19 protein-coding genes are annotated in these 20,628 nt (G+C 36.2%); 14 read left to right on the top strand and 5 right to left on the bottom strand.

The window, feature by feature from the left end; translation table 11 throughout:
* The first annotated feature begins 71 nt into the window (after nt 1-71).
* Complete coding sequence (locus LVD16_RS01160; protein ID WP_233771750.1) at nt 72-1,040, top strand: KpsF/GutQ family sugar-phosphate isomerase; 969 nt, start codon at nt 72-74, stop codon at nt 1,038-1,040.
* A 24-nt stretch (nt 1,041-1,064) separates the two neighbouring features.
* Nucleotides 1,065-2,135, top strand: a complete 1,071-nt coding sequence (locus LVD16_RS01155; protein ID WP_233771749.1) for a mannose-1-phosphate guanylyltransferase — start codon at nt 1,065-1,067, stop codon at nt 2,133-2,135.
* Between the two features lie 2 nt (nt 2,136-2,137).
* On the opposite strand, the gene rlmB is transcribed toward LVD16_RS01155, so the two are convergent.
* Nucleotides 2,138-2,881 (bottom strand): 23S rRNA (guanosine(2251)-2'-O)-methyltransferase RlmB, encoded by a 744-nt coding sequence (rlmB, locus tag LVD16_RS01150; protein ID WP_233771748.1) that lies wholly within the window; start codon nt 2,879-2,881, stop codon nt 2,138-2,140.
* Nucleotides 2,882-2,885: 4 nt separating this feature from the next.
* Entirely contained in the window at nt 2,886-4,055 is a 1,170-nt protein-coding gene (locus LVD16_RS01145; protein ID WP_233771747.1) for a GWxTD domain-containing protein, read from the bottom strand.
* A 131-nt stretch (nt 4,056-4,186) separates the two neighbouring features.
* On the opposite strand from LVD16_RS01145, the gene LVD16_RS01140 reads away from it, so the two are divergent.
* On the top strand, nt 4,187-4,960 hold the full coding sequence (locus LVD16_RS01140) for a class I SAM-dependent methyltransferase (protein WP_233771746.1): 774 nt from the start codon (nt 4,187-4,189) through the stop codon (nt 4,958-4,960).
* Nucleotides 4,961-5,027: 67 nt separating this feature from the next.
* Here LVD16_RS01140 and LVD16_RS01135 read toward each other — a convergent pair whose 3' ends face one another.
* Nucleotides 5,028-7,988 carry a glycosyltransferase family 117 protein gene (locus LVD16_RS01135; RefSeq protein ID WP_233771745.1) on the bottom strand — a complete coding sequence of 987 codons (2,961 nt, stop codon included), beginning with the start codon at nt 7,986-7,988 and terminating at the stop codon, nt 5,028-5,030.
* A gap of 119 nt (nt 7,989-8,107) precedes the next feature.
* A complete protein-coding gene (locus LVD16_RS01130; RefSeq protein WP_233771744.1) occupies nt 8,108-8,743 on the bottom strand; it encodes a sulfate ABC transporter permease in 636 nt (211 codons plus the stop codon).
* 135 nt (nt 8,744-8,878) lie between these two features.
* On the opposite strand from LVD16_RS01130, the gene LVD16_RS01125 reads away from it, so the two are divergent.
* Both LVD16_RS01125 and LVD16_RS01120 read left to right on the top strand, forming a co-directional pair.
* A complete protein-coding gene (locus LVD16_RS01125) occupies nt 8,879-10,054 on the top strand; it encodes a tetratricopeptide repeat protein (protein ID WP_233771743.1) in 1,176 nt (391 codons plus the stop codon).
* A gap of 8 nt (nt 10,055-10,062) precedes the next feature.
* Nucleotides 10,063-11,406, top strand: coding sequence for a hypothetical protein (locus tag LVD16_RS01120; RefSeq protein WP_233771742.1), 1,344 nt, complete (start codon nt 10,063-10,065; stop codon nt 11,404-11,406).
* Here LVD16_RS01120 and LVD16_RS01115 read toward each other — a convergent pair.
* On the bottom strand, nt 11,352-12,440 hold the full coding sequence (locus LVD16_RS01115) for a glycosyltransferase (protein WP_233771741.1): 1,089 nt from the start codon (nt 12,438-12,440) through the stop codon (nt 11,352-11,354). The genes LVD16_RS01120 and LVD16_RS01115 overlap by 55 nt on opposite strands.
* On the opposite strand from LVD16_RS01115, the gene LVD16_RS01110 reads away from it, so the two are divergent.
* The 9 genes from LVD16_RS01110 (at nt 12,435) to LVD16_RS01070 (ending at nt 20,628) form a co-directional block, all read left to right on the top strand.
* Complete coding sequence (locus LVD16_RS01110) at nt 12,435-13,262, top strand: ABC transporter permease (RefSeq protein WP_233771740.1); 828 nt, start codon at nt 12,435-12,437, stop codon at nt 13,260-13,262. The genes LVD16_RS01115 and LVD16_RS01110 overlap by 6 nt on opposite strands.
* Nucleotide 13,263: 1 nt before the next feature.
* Nucleotides 13,264-14,445, top strand: a complete 1,182-nt coding sequence (locus LVD16_RS01105) for an ABC transporter ATP-binding protein (RefSeq protein ID WP_233771739.1) — start codon at nt 13,264-13,266, stop codon at nt 14,443-14,445.
* A gap of 46 nt (nt 14,446-14,491) precedes the next feature.
* Nucleotides 14,492-15,028 (top strand): CatB-related O-acetyltransferase, encoded by a 537-nt coding sequence (locus LVD16_RS01100; RefSeq protein WP_233771738.1) that lies wholly within the window; start codon nt 14,492-14,494, stop codon nt 15,026-15,028.
* Nucleotides 15,025-15,789, top strand: a complete 765-nt coding sequence (locus tag LVD16_RS01095; protein ID WP_233771737.1) for a class I SAM-dependent methyltransferase — start codon at nt 15,025-15,027, stop codon at nt 15,787-15,789. The genes LVD16_RS01100 and LVD16_RS01095 overlap by 4 nt, the downstream gene beginning before the upstream one ends.
* On the top strand, nt 15,789-16,724 hold the full coding sequence (locus LVD16_RS01090) for a glycosyltransferase family 2 protein (protein WP_233771736.1): 936 nt from the start codon (nt 15,789-15,791) through the stop codon (nt 16,722-16,724). The genes LVD16_RS01095 and LVD16_RS01090 overlap by 1 nt, the downstream gene beginning before the upstream one ends.
* 103 nt (nt 16,725-16,827) lie before the next feature.
* Nucleotides 16,828-17,802, top strand: coding sequence for a glycosyltransferase family 2 protein (locus LVD16_RS01085; RefSeq protein ID WP_233771735.1), 975 nt, complete (start codon nt 16,828-16,830; stop codon nt 17,800-17,802).
* A complete protein-coding gene (locus LVD16_RS01080; RefSeq protein ID WP_233771734.1) occupies nt 17,799-18,581 on the top strand; it encodes an FkbM family methyltransferase in 783 nt (260 codons plus the stop codon). Before LVD16_RS01085 ends, LVD16_RS01080 begins: the two co-directional genes overlap by 4 nt.
* The gene (locus tag LVD16_RS01075) at nt 18,566-19,516 is read left to right on the top strand and encodes a glycosyltransferase family 2 protein (protein ID WP_233771733.1); all 951 of its coding nucleotides are present in this window, start codon (nt 18,566-18,568) and stop codon (nt 19,514-19,516) included. The genes LVD16_RS01080 and LVD16_RS01075 overlap by 16 nt, the downstream gene beginning before the upstream one ends.
* Before the next feature lie 2 nt (nt 19,517-19,518).
* Nucleotides 19,519-20,628 (top strand): glycosyltransferase family 4 protein, encoded by a 1,110-nt coding sequence (locus tag LVD16_RS01070; RefSeq protein ID WP_233771732.1) that lies wholly within the window; start codon nt 19,519-19,521, stop codon nt 20,626-20,628.

Raw genomic sequence — 20,628 nt, 5'->3', positions numbered from 1 at the left:
CCCACATGGGCATTTATTCATGATTTTTTTATCTTTGAAGCGTTTTCCAACACCACTAATACAAAAGGAGATTGAAGGTAACAAAAAATATTCAAAAAATAGCGAAAAAGGTACTTCTAAATGAAGCTGACGCTATAAAAAAATTATTGGACTTTATCGATAATGATTTTGAACAATGTGTACGGGAGATATTTGATTTAAGCGGTAGGGTAGTAGTGACCGGGGTAGGTAAAAGTGCCATTATAGCCAATAAAATGGTTGCTACTTTCAATTCTACAGGCACACCAGCTTTATTCATGCATGCTGCTGACGCTATTCATGGCGATTTAGGTATGATCCAAAAAGACGATCTGGTAATATGTCTTTCTAAAAGCGGAAATACGCCAGAGATTAAGGTGCTAGTACCATTGATAAAGCGAACCGGCGCAAAACTGGTAGGTTTAGTGAGTAATGTAGATTCTTATCTGGCACAGCAGAGTGATTATGTACTGAACGCCACCATAGGAGAGGAGGCGTGCCCTAATAATCTGGCGCCAACTACCAGCACTACGGCTCACCTTGCAATGGGCGATGCCCTGGCAGTTTGCCTTTTAGAGCTGAGAAATTTCTCAAGTAATGATTTTGCTAAATACCATCCTGGCGGGGCACTGGGAAAAAAATTATATCTCAAAGTAGATGATATTTACAGCCATAATGAATTGCCATTGGTGAAAAGTGATACCACGGTAAAGGATGTGATCATGGAGATGTCTTCTAAAAGGTTGGGTGCTACGGCCGTAGTGAATGATGAGAGGGAATTGTTGGGAATAATTACTGACGGAGATCTTAGAAGAGCCATAGAAAGAGGTACTGATTTAATGAATGATGTGGCTAAAAATATTATGTCCACTGGGGTGAAAACTATGGAAAAAGGTGAATTTGCTGTGAAAGCTTTGAACATTATGCAGCAAAATAGTATTAGTCAAATTGTTATATTAGACAAAAAAAAGGTGGAGGGCTTTGTGCACCTTCATGACCTGCTACGAGAAGGAATTATTTAATTAATAAAAATATTATCATCATTCATGGAAAGTAAGTACTTGGTAATCATGGCGGGCGGAATTGGTAGCCGCTTTTGGCCATATAGCCGTAACAATCGCCCAAAACAGTTTTTAGATATTTTGGGTACAGGGAGGTCATTATTACAGATGACTTACGATCGCTTTCTGCCCTTAATAGAAAAAGAGAAAATATATATTGTTACCAATGAAACTTACGCTGAGCAAGTAAAATTACAGCTGCCTGAGTTGGGTGATGATCAGGTTTTGAGAGAACCGATGAGACGTAACACAGCTCCCTGTGTGGCATATGCTTCTTATAAAATTGCTCAGAAAGACCCGAACGCCGTTATCACGGTAGCTCCAGCCGACCATGTAATATTTAATGAAGATGCCTTTCGCTCTGTAATTAATGTGGCCATGGAGGCGGCTTCTGCTCAGGATAAGCTCATTACCATTGGTCTAAAGCCTAACAGGCCAGAAACTGGTTTTGGATACATACAGTATCATCAATCTGCAGATGAAGTAAAAAAGGTGAAAACTTTCACTGAGAAGCCAGAGAGATCACTCGCGGAGAAGTTTATAGAAAGCGGTGATTTCGTATGGAATTCGGGGATTTTCGTATGGAGTGTAAAAGCCATTAAAGCAGCGTTTGAAAAGAGTCTGCCCGAAATGGCCGAGGTTTTTGAGGAAATGAATGACGTTTTCTATACCGAAAAAGAAAATCAGGTACTTCAGACCACATACGCCCAGTGCGGTAGCATTTCTATTGACTATGGCATTATGGAGAAGGCTGAGAATGTATATGTAGTACTAGGTGAGTTTGGCTGGTCAGACCTTGGTTCATGGAACTCACTACACGAATTGTCTGATAAACAAGGAGATAATAATGTGGTACAAGCTAATGCACTGCTTTATGAAACCACAGACAGTATTGTAAAAGGGCCTAAAGATAAATTAATCATTGCGCATGGTCTAGACGGCTACTTAGTAGCGGAGTGCGACAATGTGCTTCTAATTTGTAAAAAAGATTTAGAAGCTAAGTTTAGAGATTTTGTGGCCGATGTAAAAGATCAAAAAGGAGCTGAATTTTTATAATTTCAGCTCTTGCTTTTTTGTCTTACTGCCTCATAAATAGCTATACCGGCTGATACTGAAACATTTAATGATTCGATTTTTCCGCTCATTGGTATTTTTCCTTTAAAATCGCACAGCTTTAAATACTCTGGTGAAACTCCATTTTCTTCAGATCCTAGGAGTATAGCTATGGGTTGATTGAAATCAACATCATAAATGTGGTGGTCTGTCTTTTCAGTACAGGCCACGATCTGTATGCCGTTTTGCTGCAGATAGGAGATTGTGTTTTTTAAGTTATCTTCCCTACACACTGGAATGTAGTTCAGTGCTCCGGCTGAAGTTTTCATGGCATCATTATTAATAGCAGCGCTACCTTTGCTAGGTATGATGATAGCGTCGACTCCTGAACACTCTGCAGTACGGGCTATTGCTCCAAAATTTCTTACGTCAGTCACTCTATCTAAAATGAGGAAGAATGGCTCCTTGCCGTTCTGATATACTTCTGTGATAACATTGTCCAACGAGGCATATCTTACTGCAGAAATGAAGGCAATGGTTCCCTGGTGATTTTTTCTGGTAATTCTATTTAGTTTTTCCAGAGGCACTTGAGAGATAGGAATATTATGAGCACGGGCCACAGTTATAAGCTCTTTAGTGAGCTCATTAGATAGGCCTTTTTGTACCATTAATTTGTCAATTTCTTTACCAGCTTGAATGCTTTCTATAACTGCTCTGGTGCCGAAAATATATTCCTTTTGATTCTCCATTATTCTAAAATCTTCCTTTTCTCCACAAATCTATGGCTCTGTACCAATTTGCCGCATGTTTTTTCTCTCTAATTAGAACAAAATTTTTATCAGAGAATATATTATCTGCATTTAGGAACTTATACTCCAGTTTAGGAAGCTGCGGACTAGCGTTGTAAATCCATGTTTCACCGTCATCAGCCACTTCTACCGCATCCGGAGCCCCGTAAATAATGTAGATCATGCCCATATCTGTTTTCCACCCTTCTTTATAGCTGGTAAAGAAGTAATTAGCACTTTCCACGCGATCATAGAATTTCTTAATAATTAATTTAGCCCGGTCTTTTGAATTAGTAAGCCTAAGCCAAAATGCATCGAACTTCTTCTTATCTCCATCCACTCTTGATAAGCTTTCATATTCCTCTTTAGTGGTGATATACCGAAGTGGAGTAATCAAATCTTCCAGCCTTACTAACTTGGGATAGTATTTGTCTTCAACTCTAAAACTAAGACCGGTAGAGGATGTGGTATCTTTTTGAATTAGATAAAGGCCTTTTTCTCCTAAAACTAGTTGATTAGTATCTATTTTGTCTACAGACTTATAGGTCATGGTCATTTCAGGAGTGTCAGTGCTTACTGGCATAGGAGGCCGCGCTATCGGAAAGTCCTGATCATAATAATATGCATACAATGTATTAGAAGCGGAGATGTTATAAATGCCATTGGCTAGCCAATCGTTAAGAGAATTATTGGCCAATAAATTACTATAACTAACATCAGCTGCAGGTCTGGAATAGTAGAAATAACTCTTGCCACTTATTCTGCTTAAGATTTCAGTGACTATAATCTCTCCATCTATTTCTTTTGGGAAGCTGAGGTGGAGCATATGACCTCCTTTTATCTCAACATGGTTGATTGTGTCTACATGTATCAGGGGAACGGCTTTAAACTCTGCCTGCACTGAGGTGGTAGTGTAGTAAGAGAAAGTGTAGTCATCTTTAGTCGCTCCCGCTTTGTTAATCAGCAATTTCAAGTCTAGTTGCACAAAGTCAGGCTTCTTATATGCCTTTTGGGTGACTTCTATCTCGTAATTTGGGGTATACCTATATGAGAAATTAATATCACGGATAGTATTCTGAGCAAATAAATAAGTGGAGACCAGTAAGAATGTGAAAATGAATATGAGTGAGCGCATAATTTATGTCTATCGGAAACGGTTAGGTTAATAGATGCGGCAGGGAATATACATGTTTTGCCGTTTAAAATAAAAACAGGGTAAAAGGTATTTGTTTATAATTCGTTTACTTTGTTGTAAATTTTCATGACATGAGTGTTTATACAACGGAAATAGCTTCAGACAAAATAGCATCAGATAATCCTATTCATCAACGATTATTAAAGGCATATTATTTAGCTGAAGACTATGTAAAAGGTGATTTGTTTGAAATTGGCTGCGGTGAAGGAAGAGGAATAACCTTATTAAAAGATAAATGTGATAGCTATACTGCTATAGATAAAATAAAGGAAGTGATAGATCAGCTTACCGCTGAGTACCCTGACGTGAAGTTCATTCAGGATAATATTCCTCCTTTAAATAAAATTGAAGATAATTCATTTGATGTTATCATCAGCTTTCAGGTGATAGAGCACATTAAGAATGACAGGTTATACCTGGAAGAAATTAGACGAGTGTTGAAGCCTGGTGGAAAGGCCCTAATTACCACACCCAATATTAAGAAAACACTTACCAGAAATCCATGGCATATCAGGGAGTATAAAGCTGGTGAATTAGAAGCTTTGGCTAAAAGTATATTCTCTAAAGTAGATATGAAAGGTGTAGCTGGAAATGAAAAGGTGATGGAGTATTATGAGATGAACAAAAAGAGTGTACAGAAAATCACTCGTTTTGATGTTTTGAATCTCCAGTACAGATTACCAGCGCCTCTATTGAGAATTCCTTATGATATTTTGAATAGGGTGAATAGAAATAAGCTGAAGACCAGTAATGATAGTTTGGTGAACCAAATTCATCATACAGATTATATTCTATCAGACAATGCAGATGAATCTTTAGATCTTTTCTGCATTATGGAAAAGTAATTTTAAAAAGGTATTAAAACAAAAAAGGCGAGCATTGCTCGCCTTTTTTGTTGGTGTAGGCTGTGGCCTACATATTTCTTCTGTTCAGCTGAAGACCGCTTACAATCTGGCTGTAAACTTCTTCATATTTCTGAGCTAGTTCATCTTCACCGTACTCGTTTAATGTTCTTTGTAGTTCACCAAGTACTAAAAGATTACGCTGAAGCTCCATGCCTAACTCTATATCTTCCTGAGTCAGGTATTGGATCATTTCCACAGAGCGGTCACCAATAGTTTTTGCTATTTCCAAAGCCTTATCTTTTTCTCCTATTTCGAATAATAAAGCGACTGTACGTGTAGCAGTATAATCATAAGGAACCGCTTTATCCGGCATAGTTTCCAAGCTGAACAAGATAGCTTTTCTAGCTTTTTCAGTTTTGCCTTCGTTAATTAATGCCGTAGCTAATGTGTTAAAGCTTGTACGATGGTTGAGTACAAAGTTTCTATAATCTTGAGTATAATATACATCCGGATTGTCAAGTTCTCTGTACTGGAAGTTGTTCACCAAATTATCGTACATTATTTCAGTGTCTACAAAATCCATTCTTGGATTAGGATTCTTCACTGGTAATATACGGTAGGCGTTACCTTCCTGAATAGCATACTGACTTAAGTCAATGCTTATTTGCTGCATTGATGTGTTATTCAGATAAATAGGTCTTTCCCAGTTAGATGTAGCGATAACATCAAGTAGGGCCAGGTCATTTTTCATGATGGCTGATTTACCTTTTTTCAGGCTAAATACCATTTTATCTACTACCAGACTATCCATACCTTTAGGAACAATGCCTAGCTGTCTTACTTTTTCTTTATCTACATTTAAAGAGAAAGTTTTGCTTGGCAATACGTTAGCAGAAGCATATTTAGTTCTTAGTCGCTTATCATTGTTTTTGATCAGTTGCAGATATTGCTTTAGATCAATTACTTTCAGACCAAGATCCTGATATGGTAAATAGTCATTCAGGCCATCTTGCTTATAGTTCTCAATGGTAAGTGTATAAGGGAATGCCTCAGATTCATAAACTGGTCTCATGGTCTGCCAGATGTACCAGTCAGTGTTGTAGTAACTAAGTACCACTACTCTTACGTCAGTTCTGTAGCCTTCTACTTCCTGAGCATACCAAAGAGGGAAAGTATCATTGTCTCCACCGGTATATAATATGGCGTTTTCTGCTGTAGAGGCCAAGAAGTTCTTAGCTGAGTCTACAGAGAAGAAACGATTATCTCTATTGTGATCATCCCAGCCTTGCTGAGCCATAATGGCTGGAGCAGAAAGACATAATACTGTTGAAATGATGGCTGCCAATTTTGCTCCGGTAATTTTCTTTAACAGTTCGGCTATGGCCAACACGGAGAATCCAATCCAAATTGCAAAGGCATAATATGAACCCACATAGATGTAGTCCCTTTCACGAGGCTCTATCGGTGGCGAGTTTAGATATAATATAAGTGCAATTCCCGTAAGGAAGAATAGCATGGCCACCACGGCAAAGTTCTTTTTATCCTTTTGTAAATGGAAAACAAGGCCAATGATTCCTAAAATAAGAGGAATCATAAAGAAGTTGTTTCTACCTTCGTTCTCGGCTATTTCTTGCGGAACATCCTGAAACCAATCACTTGGTTTCATCCAGTCTGCATCTTGAATATCACTTTCTCTACCTGCAAAATTCCACATGAAATATCTCATGTACATCCACCCTAGCTGATGTTTTACCATGAACTCAACATTGTCTCCAAAAGTAGGTTTTTGCCCTTCAGGGATGTTGGCTACTTCGCGGTACCTCTGTATGTGCCTGGGGTCGGCACTGTACATTCTAGGGAATAAAGTCTTATCAGCGGCATCATAAGTATACGATTGCTTCTTGTCAGTCTCTTCGTATTTATCTTCACCTTTGACATACTGTGCGGGTCCATCTTCAATTCCCGTAGGCTGAGCAGTATAATATTGACCATAAAGTAGAGGTCTACTGCCGTATTGCTCACGTTTTAAGTATTTTACGAAAGAGATAACGTCCTCAGGATTGTTCTCATCAATAGGTGTATCGTAATTAGACCTGATAACGATAATGGCATAAGATGAGTAACCTATGAGTATAAAAGTAAGTCCTAATAAAGCAGTGTTTAGTATTGCTTTCTCATGTTTTAATGAGTATTGAATACCCAAAATTAATCCAGCAATAAGTAAGCCTCCCACGAAAATAGCTCCAGAACCAAAAGGTAGACCAAGGCTATTCACGAAGAAAATCTCAAATGATCCTGCTAAGCTAGGCAGCCCTGGAATAATGAGGTTATTCACTAAAATTACAAGGAAACCACTTATAATCATGGTTAGTACAAGGCCCCACTGTGTAGGTTTGTACTTTTTGAAATAATATATAAGTCCTAAAGCAGGAATTGTTACTAAGTTCAGAAGGTGGACTCCAATGGAAAGGCCCATCATATAGGCAATAAGAATGAGCCACCTGTTAGCTTTGCTTTCGTCTTCTATTAAATCCCATTTTAAAATGGCCCAGAATACAAAGGCGGTAAAGAATGAAGACATGGCATAAACCTCAGCTTCTACAGCGGAAAACCAGAATGAATCTGAAAATGTATAAGCCAACGATCCTACTGCACTGGCACCAATGATCAACCAGGTTTGCTCAGCATTCAGCTTGTCATTTATGTTAATCTTTAACATTTTTCTAGAAAACATAGAGATAGTCCAGAAAAGGAAAAGAATGGTAAAGCTACTGCTAAGAGCACTGGAAACGTTTATCCAGTATGCTACTTCGGTGCCATCTCCAAAAGATAAAAAAGAAAATATTCTACCGATTAATAAGAAAAGAGGAGCACCAGGAGGGTGAGGAACCATTAACTTATATGATACTGCAATGAATTCGCCACAGTCCCAAAAGCTTCCAGTTCGCTCCAGGGTTAATAAATACACAATAGTTGCTATGGCAAACACAATCCAGCCAGCAATATTATTGACTCTTTTAAATTCCATTAGGATGTTAAATTATAAATTAGAAAGCGAAAATAACGAACTATGTGTAATTAACCATATTCATGAAGGATTAGTCTCTTTTTAAGAAATTTTAACCTTTAGAGAATTTCGCTTATTCACTATTTGTAAACCACGGCAAAAAAGCCCAGCCAAAGGATAAACATTAGAACATAAGAAGAGAAAACTATGGCATAAGCTATCTCTTTTCTTTTGTTTGCCATATGATGAATACCGGCAGCAAGTAGGAACCAATATATAACTTCAAATACGTTTAAGGCCTTTAATGGGTAAAACCATTTGCCAGCAAGTTCATCAGTATCAGTGAGGTTTATTAGGGAAAGAGGATAGAAAGCTTTGATTTGATGAAGGTCAGGGTCGGATTCTACGAGTAGTAGCCATAGGAGCTTTATGGTTTCAGGTATAAAAAATATGAACTCAGAGATTACCACAACCTGCCAAACCTGTCCGAAAGTTACTTTGTAGCCAAACATGAAGCAGCCCACCCAAAGTATAAATGCTATTACTGTGAATTTGATCAGGTAAATGAGCGGAACAGAAACATACTGAAGCGTATTTAATGTGTGAAAAACGCCCATTTGACCTCTGCTCTCCAAAATTTCAAAGGCTGCTGTATCATTTTCCAAAAACACCTTTTTGGCTATAAGCATAAAGATGGTGACCAGAGTAATTAAGAAAAACGCCCTCCATTTAGGGATATCAAAAAATGAGCTTTCAGATTCAGCAGTGGCTTTCATGCCGGAAAGATACTAAACAAGAAAATAAAATTTTCACCGTTAAGAACTAGACCAGACCTTTTAACCGTTTATGTCAAGGATTATGAATATCCTAATGCAAAGAAAAAATAAAGATATATCTTTATGTCACTAATTATGAGGTCGTTTTTAACACTAACATTTCTATTTTTATCTATTACACTTTCATTGGCTCAGGAAGAGGCGGAGGATGACAAGCAGGTTATTCTTATCTCGGATATGCAATTGCAAATTGAGATAAACCAGGCCATGAATGATCTGTATAATTTTAAATTTGATAAGGCAGAACAGCAGTTTCGATGGCTGAAACAAAAATATAAATGGCATCCGCTACCATACTTTTTATTGGGACTTAGCGAATGGTGGAAAATCATGCCTGACATGAACAACACCAGTCATGATGAGAAATTTCTGGCCTATATGGACTCTGTAATTCTTATTTCAGAAAATCTCTATGAGAAACCCAAGCACAAAGTGGAGGCCACCTTCTTTTTGGCAGCAGCCTACGGTTTTGAGGGGAGGCTATATTCTACAGAAGAGCGTGGTAAATGGACTAAATCTGCTTTTGTGGGTAAAAATGCCCTAAACTATATGCAGGAAATAGAAGATGACTCTGATCTAAGTCCTGAGCTATTGTTTGGAAAAGCCCTTTATAATTACTTCTCAGTGTGGGTGCCGGAAAATTATCCGCTGTTAAAGCCAATTATAGCATTCTTTCCTAAAGGAGATAAAAAGTTAGGCATTCAGCAATTGACTGAGGTTTCTTATAATGCCTTCTACACCAGAATTGAGGCCATGGTATTCTTAATGAGGATACTAAATAGTTACGAAAACAATAAACCTCGCGCGTTGCAGATAGGAGAATATCTGCATACTACCTATCCGGATAATCCTTATTTCCACCGTTATTACGCCAGGCTGTTATATTCATCCGGTAAGTTTCATGCAGCAAGACCTGTAGCCGAAGACATTATTAAAAGAATTGATGATGGCATGATAGGTTATGAGGGAACTAGTGGAAGATATGCAGCCTTTTTTCTTGGGCAGATTTACGAATCGCAAAAAAATAATGAAAAGGCAAAATACTATTACTTGAAAGCGAAGACCTACTCAGAAGAAATAAAAGCTACAGACACTGGATATTATCATTACTCTTTACTTGCCCTGGGAGATATCTATAAGGAGGAAGGAAATGATCGCGAATCCAAGCGATATTACAAGCTAGTGAAGAAGCAGGCCAAGAGAGGTGATAGCGTGCATAAAAGTGCCCGTGAAAAGCTTCGTGATTTTTAAATAAACCAATGGAGTTAAAAGATTTTGTAGTAACACCTATAGTCTTGCTAATTGTGTATGTAATCGCGTACATAGCAAGGCCTTATGTGTCTGACGAAATCACTTCAAAATATTTTATTCCCGCCCTTACTGTTAAAATAATTGGTGCCATCTGTGTAGGTCTGGTTTATCAGTTTTACTATGGTGGAGGAGACACCTTTGCATACCACACCCACGGAAGCCGCTGGATTTGGCTAGCTTTTAATGATGATATATCTAAAGGCCTTAAGATGTTAATGGCCAATGGAGATTATGAAGGTGTCTACGATTACGCTAAAAATATATGGTATTATAGAGATGAGCATTCTTATTTCTTGATCAAGATAGTGACGCTCCTTGATATACTAACCTTTTCCACCTACAGTGCTACAGCTGTCCTGTTTGCAGCATTTTCTTTCACAGGAATGTGGGCTTTATTTTTAGTGTTCTACTCGCTGTATCCATCTGTGCATAAGTGGTTAGCTTTAGCTATCTTTTTTATGCCTTCAGTGTTTTTTTGGGGTTCAGGTATCTTGAAGGATACGGTGACTATGGGGGCGCTGGGGTGGTTAACTTATTCCTTCTATCAACTTTTATTTCGAAAGAATCTCAATGTGCTCAATTTCATAATTTTAATTTTGAGTGGCTGGCTTATACTTAATATTAAGGTTTATATACTTCTCTCTTTTTTACCAGCATTAATTTTGTGGTTTTTTGTTAATAATATAGGAAAGATAAAGTCTCCTATTACGAAGTTTTTTGTAACACCTCTTATGTTGGGGGCCGCAATTGCAATTGGATATTTAGCCATTAACCAAGTAGGTGAACAAAATTCAAAATATGCTCTTGATAATATTGCGACTACCGCTCAAATGACTGCATATGACATTCGCTATGGTTGGGGGGCAAGAATGGGAGATAACTCTGGATATACATTGGGAGACTTGGATGGGACAGTCGGAAGTATGATCAGACTTGCTCCTGAAGCCATTAACGTATCATTATTCAGGCCGTATCTTTGGGAGGTAAGAAATCCCTTGATGTTATTATCGTCGCTAGAGTCTTTGTTTATGCTTGGGTTAACATTATGGATGCTTTGGAAATTTGGAGTTGCAAATTTTTTCAAATTTCTAATGAAACCTGAAGTTCTTTTTTGTATTCTTTTCTCATTAATTTTTGCATTTGCAGTAGGTATCTCGACCTCCAATTTTGGAACATTAGCACGATACAAGATTCCACTTATGCCTTTCTACATCGTCGGTATGATCATACTATATTATTACTCCAAAGAGAATAAGGATAGGAAGTTGTCTGAATTGGAAGATACTGAATAAAAATTCTCAACTTTTTTCCTAGCTGATCTGCCAAATAACTTTCTTTTATCCTTATTGATAATTAGTGTCTCTATATTTTTCTTCCATTCTTCCCTGGTATGGCAAAGAAATCCATTTTCATTGTCATCTATAATTAGGGAGTTTACTCCAACTGGCGATGCTATGGCAGGTATACCCAAGGCCATGTATTGAAGAGCTTTAAATCCGCATTTTCCTTGTGACCATAAATCATTTGTTAAGGGCATGACTCCAATATCGAAACGTTGTAGGTCTTTAATTTCAGTGTTTTTGTTCCATGGAATAAATTTTAGTGATTTAAGCTTGAACGAAGGAGCTTTATTTGAAATAATAATAAAGTTAAAGTCAAAAATTTCTTCTAACTCAGCTATAATCGGAACCAACGGATTCAGGTATTGTAAAGTGCTATGTGTTCCAGTCCAGCCTATAACTAAATTTTCATCGTTTTTAGGGTTCACTGTTATATCTGGATTATGTAAGTGTTCGGTGTCAATTGTAGTGGGATTAATAATGACGTTTGTGCAAAAATTAGCGGCATATTTTGCCAAATACTCATTACCGGTACTTACCTTATAACTCCATCTACAAATGGAACTTACTTTACTTTTCCATTTCACCATGCTTTTGATTGAGCCTTTTTCATCTGGATCCTCAAGCCATATAGCATCATCAAAATCGTAGATTATTTTTTTTCTTAATATTTTTGAGATTATCCATTCAAAAAATGGGGGCCCTACAGGTGTTGCTTCTCTGTGTATAAAAATGAAGTCATAATAAGGTGTCCGAACAATATCAATCAAACGGGTTACAAAACCTTGAAAAAAATAATACAACTTGGAAATGATTTTACCATCTTTGTAGAGTGTATCCCAGGCCTTTTTAGTCAAAAATGGGGAGATCTTAAACTGATGATTATTCTTTTTTAGGATTGGGAGATACTGTTCAAAGCGGAAGCGTTGGCTTGGGGCTTGTCCTTGAGGGTAGGGAGTTATAAAAAGAATTGATTTAGAATGCATAAGTTAATCGTTGATGCAAATAAAAAAGGTTTACGCCTAAATCTTAAAGAATTATTTCAATATAAAGACTTATTTTTAATACTAGCTTACAGAGATCTGAGGGTGAGATATGCTCAGACAGCTCTGGGTCTTATCTGGGTTGTTATTCAGCCATTAGCAACTCTACTAATATTTATCTTGGTATTTGGGAAGGCGATTAAAGTAGATACGGGCAGTGTGCCCTATGCTCTTTTTGCTATTTCAGGAATGGCCGCCTGGAGTTATTTTGCTTTTGTACTAGCACAAGCGGGAGATTCCATCATTTCTGCTCAGGAGATGGTTAAGAAAATATATTTCCCTCGCCTGGTAATCCCTTTATCTAAAGCAGTAGTAGGGCTGGTGGACTTTTGCATTGGGTTATTTTTGGTGATTGTATTAATGATGGTATATGGGTTCACCCCTTCAATTAATATCGTTTATTTTCCTTTATTTTTAATAATGACCATAATATCAGCTTTGGCAGTTGGTATTTGGATGAGTGCATTAACCATTCGTTATCGTGACTTTAAGCATGTGGTCCCATTTCTTGTGCAGTTTGGGTTATATGCTACTCCAGTAGGATATCCCTCCTCCCTAGTAATAAATAATCTTCCTGATTGGGCTAGCATATTGTACTATCTTAATCCTATGGTAGGTGTCATTGAAGGGTTCAGGTGGACTTTGCTTGGACAACAAGCCCCATCAGTATATAGCTTGATTTCTTTTTCAATAATAATTATTTTGTTTATATCATCGCTCTTTTACTTTAAGAAGGTAGAGCGGATAATGGCTGATGTGGTTTAATATGGGAGATATAGCAATAAAAGTCGAAGGGCTCGGAAAGAAATATGAAATTGGCCATAAAAAAGAAGGCGATTTCAGAAGTGCTTTTGGAACTAAGTTGTCAAGCTTATTTGGTAAAGGCAATAGTTCCAAAGAAGATTTTTGGGCACTGAGAGATATAGATTTTGAGATAAAAAAAGGTGAAGCTGTAGGTATCATAGGTCGAAACGGTGCCGGTAAAAGTACTCTTTTGAAAATTCTCAGCAGGATTACCGAACCCACAACTGGTAGGTTTGAAATTAATGGTCGAGTGTCTTCTCTACTCGAAGTTGGTACAGGCTTCCATATGGAGCTTAGTGGTAGAGAAAATATTTATCTTAATGGTACCATATTAGGAATGAAAAGGGCTGAGATTAAAGCCAAGTTCGATGAGATTGTGGCCTTTAGTGGTGTGGAGAAGTTTATAGATACACCTGTAAAGCACTATAGCTCAGGCATGAAAGTCCGTCTTGCTTTTAGTGTGGCAGCTCATTTGGAACCAGAAATTTTGATTGTAGACGAGGTTTTAGCTGTAGGGGATGCTGAATTTCAGAAAAAGTGTCTCGGTAAAATGGATGAGGTTAGCAAGAATGAGGGGAGGACTGTTTTGTTTGTTAGTCATAACCTTTCTTCTATCAGGCATCTTTGCACCAAGGGGATTTTACTCCATAATGGCAATGTGGAGATGTCTAGCAAGATAGGAGATGTATTAAATAAATACATGTCTATCGGCAATCAGCATAATACCCATGAATTTAATGCGGAGGGTTCATTTTCGGAAGAAGTAAATTATATCAAACGAGTTCATTTAGATTTTACAGATCATTCAGGACAAAAGTTGCTTATAGTTAAAGTAACTGTTAATAAGAAGGTTCTGGATGATAGTTTACACTTATTACTAAGGGTTTTTAATTATGATAATGTCGCAGTTGGTGCACTAGATAAAGTTATTAGTTCGGATGAGAAAGAGTTCATGGTGAAATTTTCAAGTGAAATTTTTAATAAAGGGCAGTATTATTTAAATCTAATATTGTATAAACCAGGTCAAGAAGTGTATGACAAAGTTGAAGAATGTTGTCAATTTGAAGTTCAAGAGAACTCAAAGAAATTATCACATTTAGAAGATTTTAATGTTGGTATTATAAAGTTTGATGAAATTATTTAGCAACATCAGAGCACGCCTGAGCCACCTATTCAGAAAAAAGAGTGAAATGAAGAGTCTGTTTTTCACAAGAGAAATTCTTACTCATGATAATTTTCATATAGGAGAATTTACTTATGGAAAACCATCAGTTCTATTTGCTGATAGTGGCGCCAGTTTACATATTGGAAAGTTTTGCTCGATCTCCGATGACGTGACTATTTTTTTAGGGGGAAATCATCGGTATGATTGGATTACGACTTATCCATTTAATAAAATTCCTCATTTCCATGAAAAGTCCTTTCATATAGAAGGGCATCCGAGTACGAATGGAGACGTTGTTATTCAAAATGATGTTTGGATCGGCAGAGGTGTTACTATCATGTCAGGTGTGAATGTAGGTAATGGAGCTGTTTTGGCAGCAGGCAGTGTAATAACTAAAGATGTCGGTCACTATGAGATTTGGGGAGGAAATCCGGCGAAAAAAATTAAAAGCAGATTTTCTGATGAAATAATTATTCGGCTTCTGCAAGATTCTTGGTGGGAGTGGGACATGACCAAAATTGAGGAAAAAATTGAGTATTTGATGTCAGTTCCTAAAATATGAAATATTTTAAAAAACTATATAGAAGATATAAGCTTGGTGAGTATTACGAAGAAGTTGTGTTTAAAAATAAGCATTATTTAGATGCTCAGAAAGGTTCTATAGATCAAGTAACTAGTGACAAAAAGCGATATGATGTAATAAATCACTTATTAGCATCATTAAACCGAGAAACATTGTATCTTGAAATTGGTGTGAGAAACCCTCAGGATAATTTTGCCTTAATTAACGCAAATGTTAAATATAGTGTGGACCCTGGTTTAGAATATACCCAAAACCCTGTCGATTTTAAATTAACTAGTGATGATTTCTTCGAGCAGTTGGATCAAGGAGCTCTATTATCGAAGTCTATAAAATTTGATGTAGTATTTATAGATGGTATGCATCTGGCTTCATATGTTGATCGAGATATCTCTAATGCTTTAAGATATGTAAAGGATGATGGGTTTATTGTATTACATGATTGCAACCCGCCCACAGAATGGCATGCGAGGGATCAATATTCATATGAGTGGACGCCTGCGAACAAGTATTGGAACGGATCGACATGGAAGGCATTTGTGAAGTATAGGAAAATGGATGATTTATCCAGCTGTTGTATTGATATAGATTGGGGGGTTGGTCTTATTTCAAAGGGTAAAAATATTGGAGCGCCTACCTCAATGGATGACGAATTTTATGAATACTCCGCATTGAGTTTGAGTCGTAAAGAGGTTTTAAATTTGATTTCTTTTGATGAGTTTAAATTAATGTTTGACCGTTAATGAGGATTACTGCCGTAGTTGTAACTTATAATTCGATTAAATGGATTCAAAAGTGTATCGATAGCTTACTGTCGAGTACAGTAGAAGTTAACGTTGTAATAGTGGATAACGCATCTGATGATGAAACAATTGATTTTATAAAAAGTAATTATCCACAAATAACTCTTATCAGTAATGATGAAAATTTGGGATTTGCAGCAGCAAATAACATAGGACTGAAACTTGCTCAAACTTCTTGCTCTGATTTTGTTTTTTTGCTCAATCATGATGCTTGGGTTCGAAGTGATACCATCGAAAATTTGGTGTTGAGAGCCAAAGAAAACTCAAATTATGGAGTGTTGAGTCCAATACATTTGAACGCAAGTGGCGAAATGTTAGAGTTTCTCTTCAGCACTTTCATAAGTAATCCTTCAGATGGAGGGAGAAAGTTTTATTCAGATTTAGTTTTAAAACACCCTATAAAAAATGTTTATGAAGTTAATTTTATAAATGCAGCAGCTTGGTTGATACCTATTAAAACAATCGAATTAGTAGGTTTATTCGATTCATTAAATTTTCCGCATTATGGAGAGGATAATAATTATTTACAAAGGCTTAAATACTTTAATCTAAAGGTGGGTTTAGTGCCTTCTTCTTTTGCCTATCATGATACAGAAGATAGAGAAGGGAAACACAATGATAAAAACTTTAAGCGTCATATAGCTATTAAAAAATTCAAGGTTTGTGCGTTAGATATATCTGAAAGTTATAATTCTAAAGATTTAAAGAATGAAATATTTATGGGATTGGAAGATGTAATTAAGGCTATACTTAAAATACAATTTACTGAATCCATAAATAGATTCAAGCTTTACAGAGAGAAACGTGAGTTATATAATAAAAGAAGCTCTATCGTAAGTAAATATAAGCAAAGCGGGTTTGATCCTCAATTATAATTTTCTTCCGATTAGTATTTACAATTAATTTTCAAAGCACCTTTTGTATTAAAACAAACGGCTAATAACCATAATTTTTAGAATGACTTCATTAACTGTGATAATGGCTGCATATAACGCAGAAAGATATGTCAGTGCTGCTATTGACAGTGTTCTAAATCAAACATATACTGACTTTGAGCTAATAATCGCTGATGATGGATCTAATGATAAAACTAGAAAGATTATTGATTCATATACTGATCCACGAATAGTTATAAGTCATAATCAATTTAACAGGGGTAAAGTTGCTACGGTAAATAGGCTTATTGAAAAAGCCAGAGGTCAATATTTAACTATACATGACGCAGATGATATTTCTCGTCTGGATCGGTTCGAATTACAGATAGCTGCTTTGGTTGATGATTGTCAAATAGATATGGTTGGGTCAAACTATATCTCATTCATGAGCAATAGGCTGATGTCAACCTCTAATTTGCCGCTTGATAGCGAAATGATCAGTTCATTTTTGGAAGATAGGAAACCGGCTCTTCATGGACCTACCACGATATTAAGAATAAAAGTTTTAGATAAAGTAGGGCCTTTATATAGAAATTTCACGCATGGAGAAGACATTGATTTTAATTTAAGATTTATAGGTTACTTCAAGGCTAAGAATTTACGTGATCCCTTATATTATTACAGGATGAGCAAAACCTCACTAACAAAGAGTATCGGTTATTTTAATAATGAGAGAGTAATCAACAGTGACGTAATATATAAATTGCATGGAATTAGATTAAGAACTCCCAATATAAACGATCTTGAAAAATTGGAAGATATTAAGTTGGAACTGCTGCAGAAAACAATAAAAGATCCTTCATATCCATTTAGATTTGGTGCTAATTATTTATACCATCAGGGACTTAATGTGAATAGTTGGTTATTAAGTGTAAAATCAATTACTAATAATCCTCTTGATTTCAAGAATTATGTTTGTTTTATGGAAATTAGCTTACTTACCATAAAGTCTGAAATTCGTAACTTGATATCTAGTAAAAAGAGATTTTTGAATATTCATGAAATTAATAAAAAATGAATTTGATTGATGTGGTTAGAAGAGTCCTCGTCAAAATACTGCGAATTGATAAAGACTTTTTTCTGAGGGAAGAGCTGAAAGAATATAAAGTAGATTCTGAAAAATTCTGCTGGAACGACTCACCCATCTACTTGAGGAATTCAGGATCCGATTATAGGGTGTTTAAACAGGTATTAATTGACGAGGAATATTCGTTTTTTAATCATCTCATAAATTATTATTTAAATGGTTCAGTTAAGAATTTCGTTGATGCAGGTGCAAATATCGGCCTGACAAGCTTGTATTTTCTAAGAAAATATCCACACGTACAATTAATGCTCATAGAAATGGATAGTAAGAACCTCCAGGTGCTGAAAAGAAACTTAACTGGTTTTAGTGATCATATAGTCGTAAACAAGGCGCTTTGGATTCATTCAGATGGGGTTGTTATAGATCGAACTTTCAGGGACGGGCAGTCATGGTCATTAAGTGCTAAGGAATCCGATTCAGACTTGGAATTGGTCGAATCAGCAGTACTTTTTAATATTTTGAAAGACCACAAATGGCATGAAATAGATGTGCTTAAAATTGATATTGAAGGAGCTGAACAAAAAATAATTATTGAAGAACCTTCATTTATTAATGTAATCGATAAGACCAAGCTTTTATGTATTGAAATCCATGACGAAGTTGCATCTCGAATTCAAATCTGTGACTTTTTAAGTAAGGCTGGATTTCAATTATATTCAAAGGGGGAAACCGTGTTTGGTGTTAATAAAAAGTTATGCGAGTTTCAGTAATTATTCCTGTATACAATGCATCTAATTTTATTGAAGAGTCAATAGTCTCTATTCTAAATCAAACATATAATAATTTAGAAGTGATTGTATGTGATGATCACTCAACTGATGGAAGCTGGGAAATTGTATCGAAGATTTATGATGAAAGAATTAAGGTTTATAGAAATTCAAGTAATCTCGGTTATCAAAGGACAATCAATTTTCTTTTTAAAAAGGCTGAGGGTGATATTATAGCTTTTCAGGATGCTGATGACGTATCACATTGTAAAAGGTTGGAATTACAATTAGAAGGACTGAATAAGGGACTTGATTTGATTGGGACTAATTATGCCGTGATTGATCCAAAGGGTAATATAATCCGTAAACAATTAAATCAGGAGGAGAATACTGCTCGAATACAAGAGGAATTGATAAAATGTAATTTTTTTCAAAAGCCCTCTATTATGTTCAGGAGGGAAGTTTTGAAACGAGTTGGGGGCTTTAGGGAACAACTTCAACCGCTTGGAATTATCAGTGAAGATTATGATTGGTTGTTGAGAATTAATGAAAGCGGATATAAGATGAGTAATATAAACTATCATCAGCCATTATACCTCTATCGGTCAGTAGGCACGGCGATGACGAAGGGGTTTAAAAACCCTACTCAATTTCTAGGTCATGATATTGTTAGGTTTTTAGCTAAAGAAAGAAAAAACTCTGAATCTGACTCTATTGAAAAAAATGATCTGTCTGGACTGGTTAGATATATCAATGAATTAAAAATTCCTTTCGAAGAAGACCCTTCTTTATTTTACAGGAAAAAGGCCGAAAACTTGATGTTTTCCGGTCTTAATAAAGAGGCTATTCTAAATTCTCTTTATGCTGTAAAAGAGAGGCCATGGTATATTATCAATTGGCGAACTTTACAATATTGTATTAGAAAAAGTTTGTTTTAGTTTTGAAAGTACTTCACATTACTTCTTGGTATCCATCCTATAATAATCCAAAAACCGCATTATGGATTTATAGGCATATTGAGTCTTTAAATTTGGTAGGCTGTGAAAATACAGTATATCATGTAGAATCAGCCCGAAGTTTATTCGAAGTAGCTTTTGGGAAAAAAGAATTGCTAGGTAATAAGAAATATCTCTTTTCATCCCAAATGACACCTTGGTTTTTATTAGAACTAATAGCGATTGTGATGGTAATTCTGGTGCTTTTTCGTGAGAGAAAAAGCAAGTTCGACATCATCAATTTTCATATTGCTTATCCCAATTTAACATATTGGCATTGGATTAAAAGGTGGGTGAAAACACCAATTGTTATTACTGAACATTGGAGTGCTTATCATAATAATTTTGGAATGGCATCGGCAGATGATGTACCAAGGATACAACATATATTTCGACAAAATATTCCGGTGATTTCTGTTTCAAAGGCTTTGTCGGAAGATATAAAAAGGTTTTCTGGAGCTAACTTCCCTTCTTTCATTGTTCCTAATATTGTAGACAATGTTTTTTTAAATAATAATAGAGTAAAGAGAAGAGAGTTTTTTTTTATGCTTAGTCAATGGAAGCCACCAAAGGATCCTTTCCCTCTTTTTAATGCTTTCGTAGCTTTTAACAGCAAAAATGAGAATAAGTATGAGTTGCAAATTGGAGGGTATGGTACATTGTATGATGATATGATACAATGGAAAAATAAGAATGATAAGTACGGGCGGCTTATTTTTTTGGGGAAAATGAATGAAAATCAGATTGTAGATAAGATGCAAACGTGCGCTCTATTTCTACATCCTACCAATTATGAAACTTTCTCAGTGGTTTGTGCGGAGGCTATTAGCTGTGGGGCTACGGTAATTGCCCCCAAAATCGGTGGAATACCTGAGGTTATAGGTGAATCTGGGTGGTTGTTGTCTTCATGGTGTGAAGAAGACTGGTTCAACGCTCTCTGTAAGGGTGTTCAGTGTGATGACTTGAAGAGGGAATCATATGCCTCTAAATATACTCATCAAAAGATTGGCTCGCTTTACAAAAATATGATGGAATCAATAATCGATAATAATTAA

Source organism: Fulvivirga ligni (assembly GCF_021389935.1).
GTDB classification, from domain to species: Bacteria; Bacteroidota; Bacteroidia; order Cytophagales; family Cyclobacteriaceae; genus Fulvivirga; species Fulvivirga ligni.
Note: the sequence above shows the minus strand (reverse complement) of the source record. Positions and strands in the feature narration are given on the sequence as shown.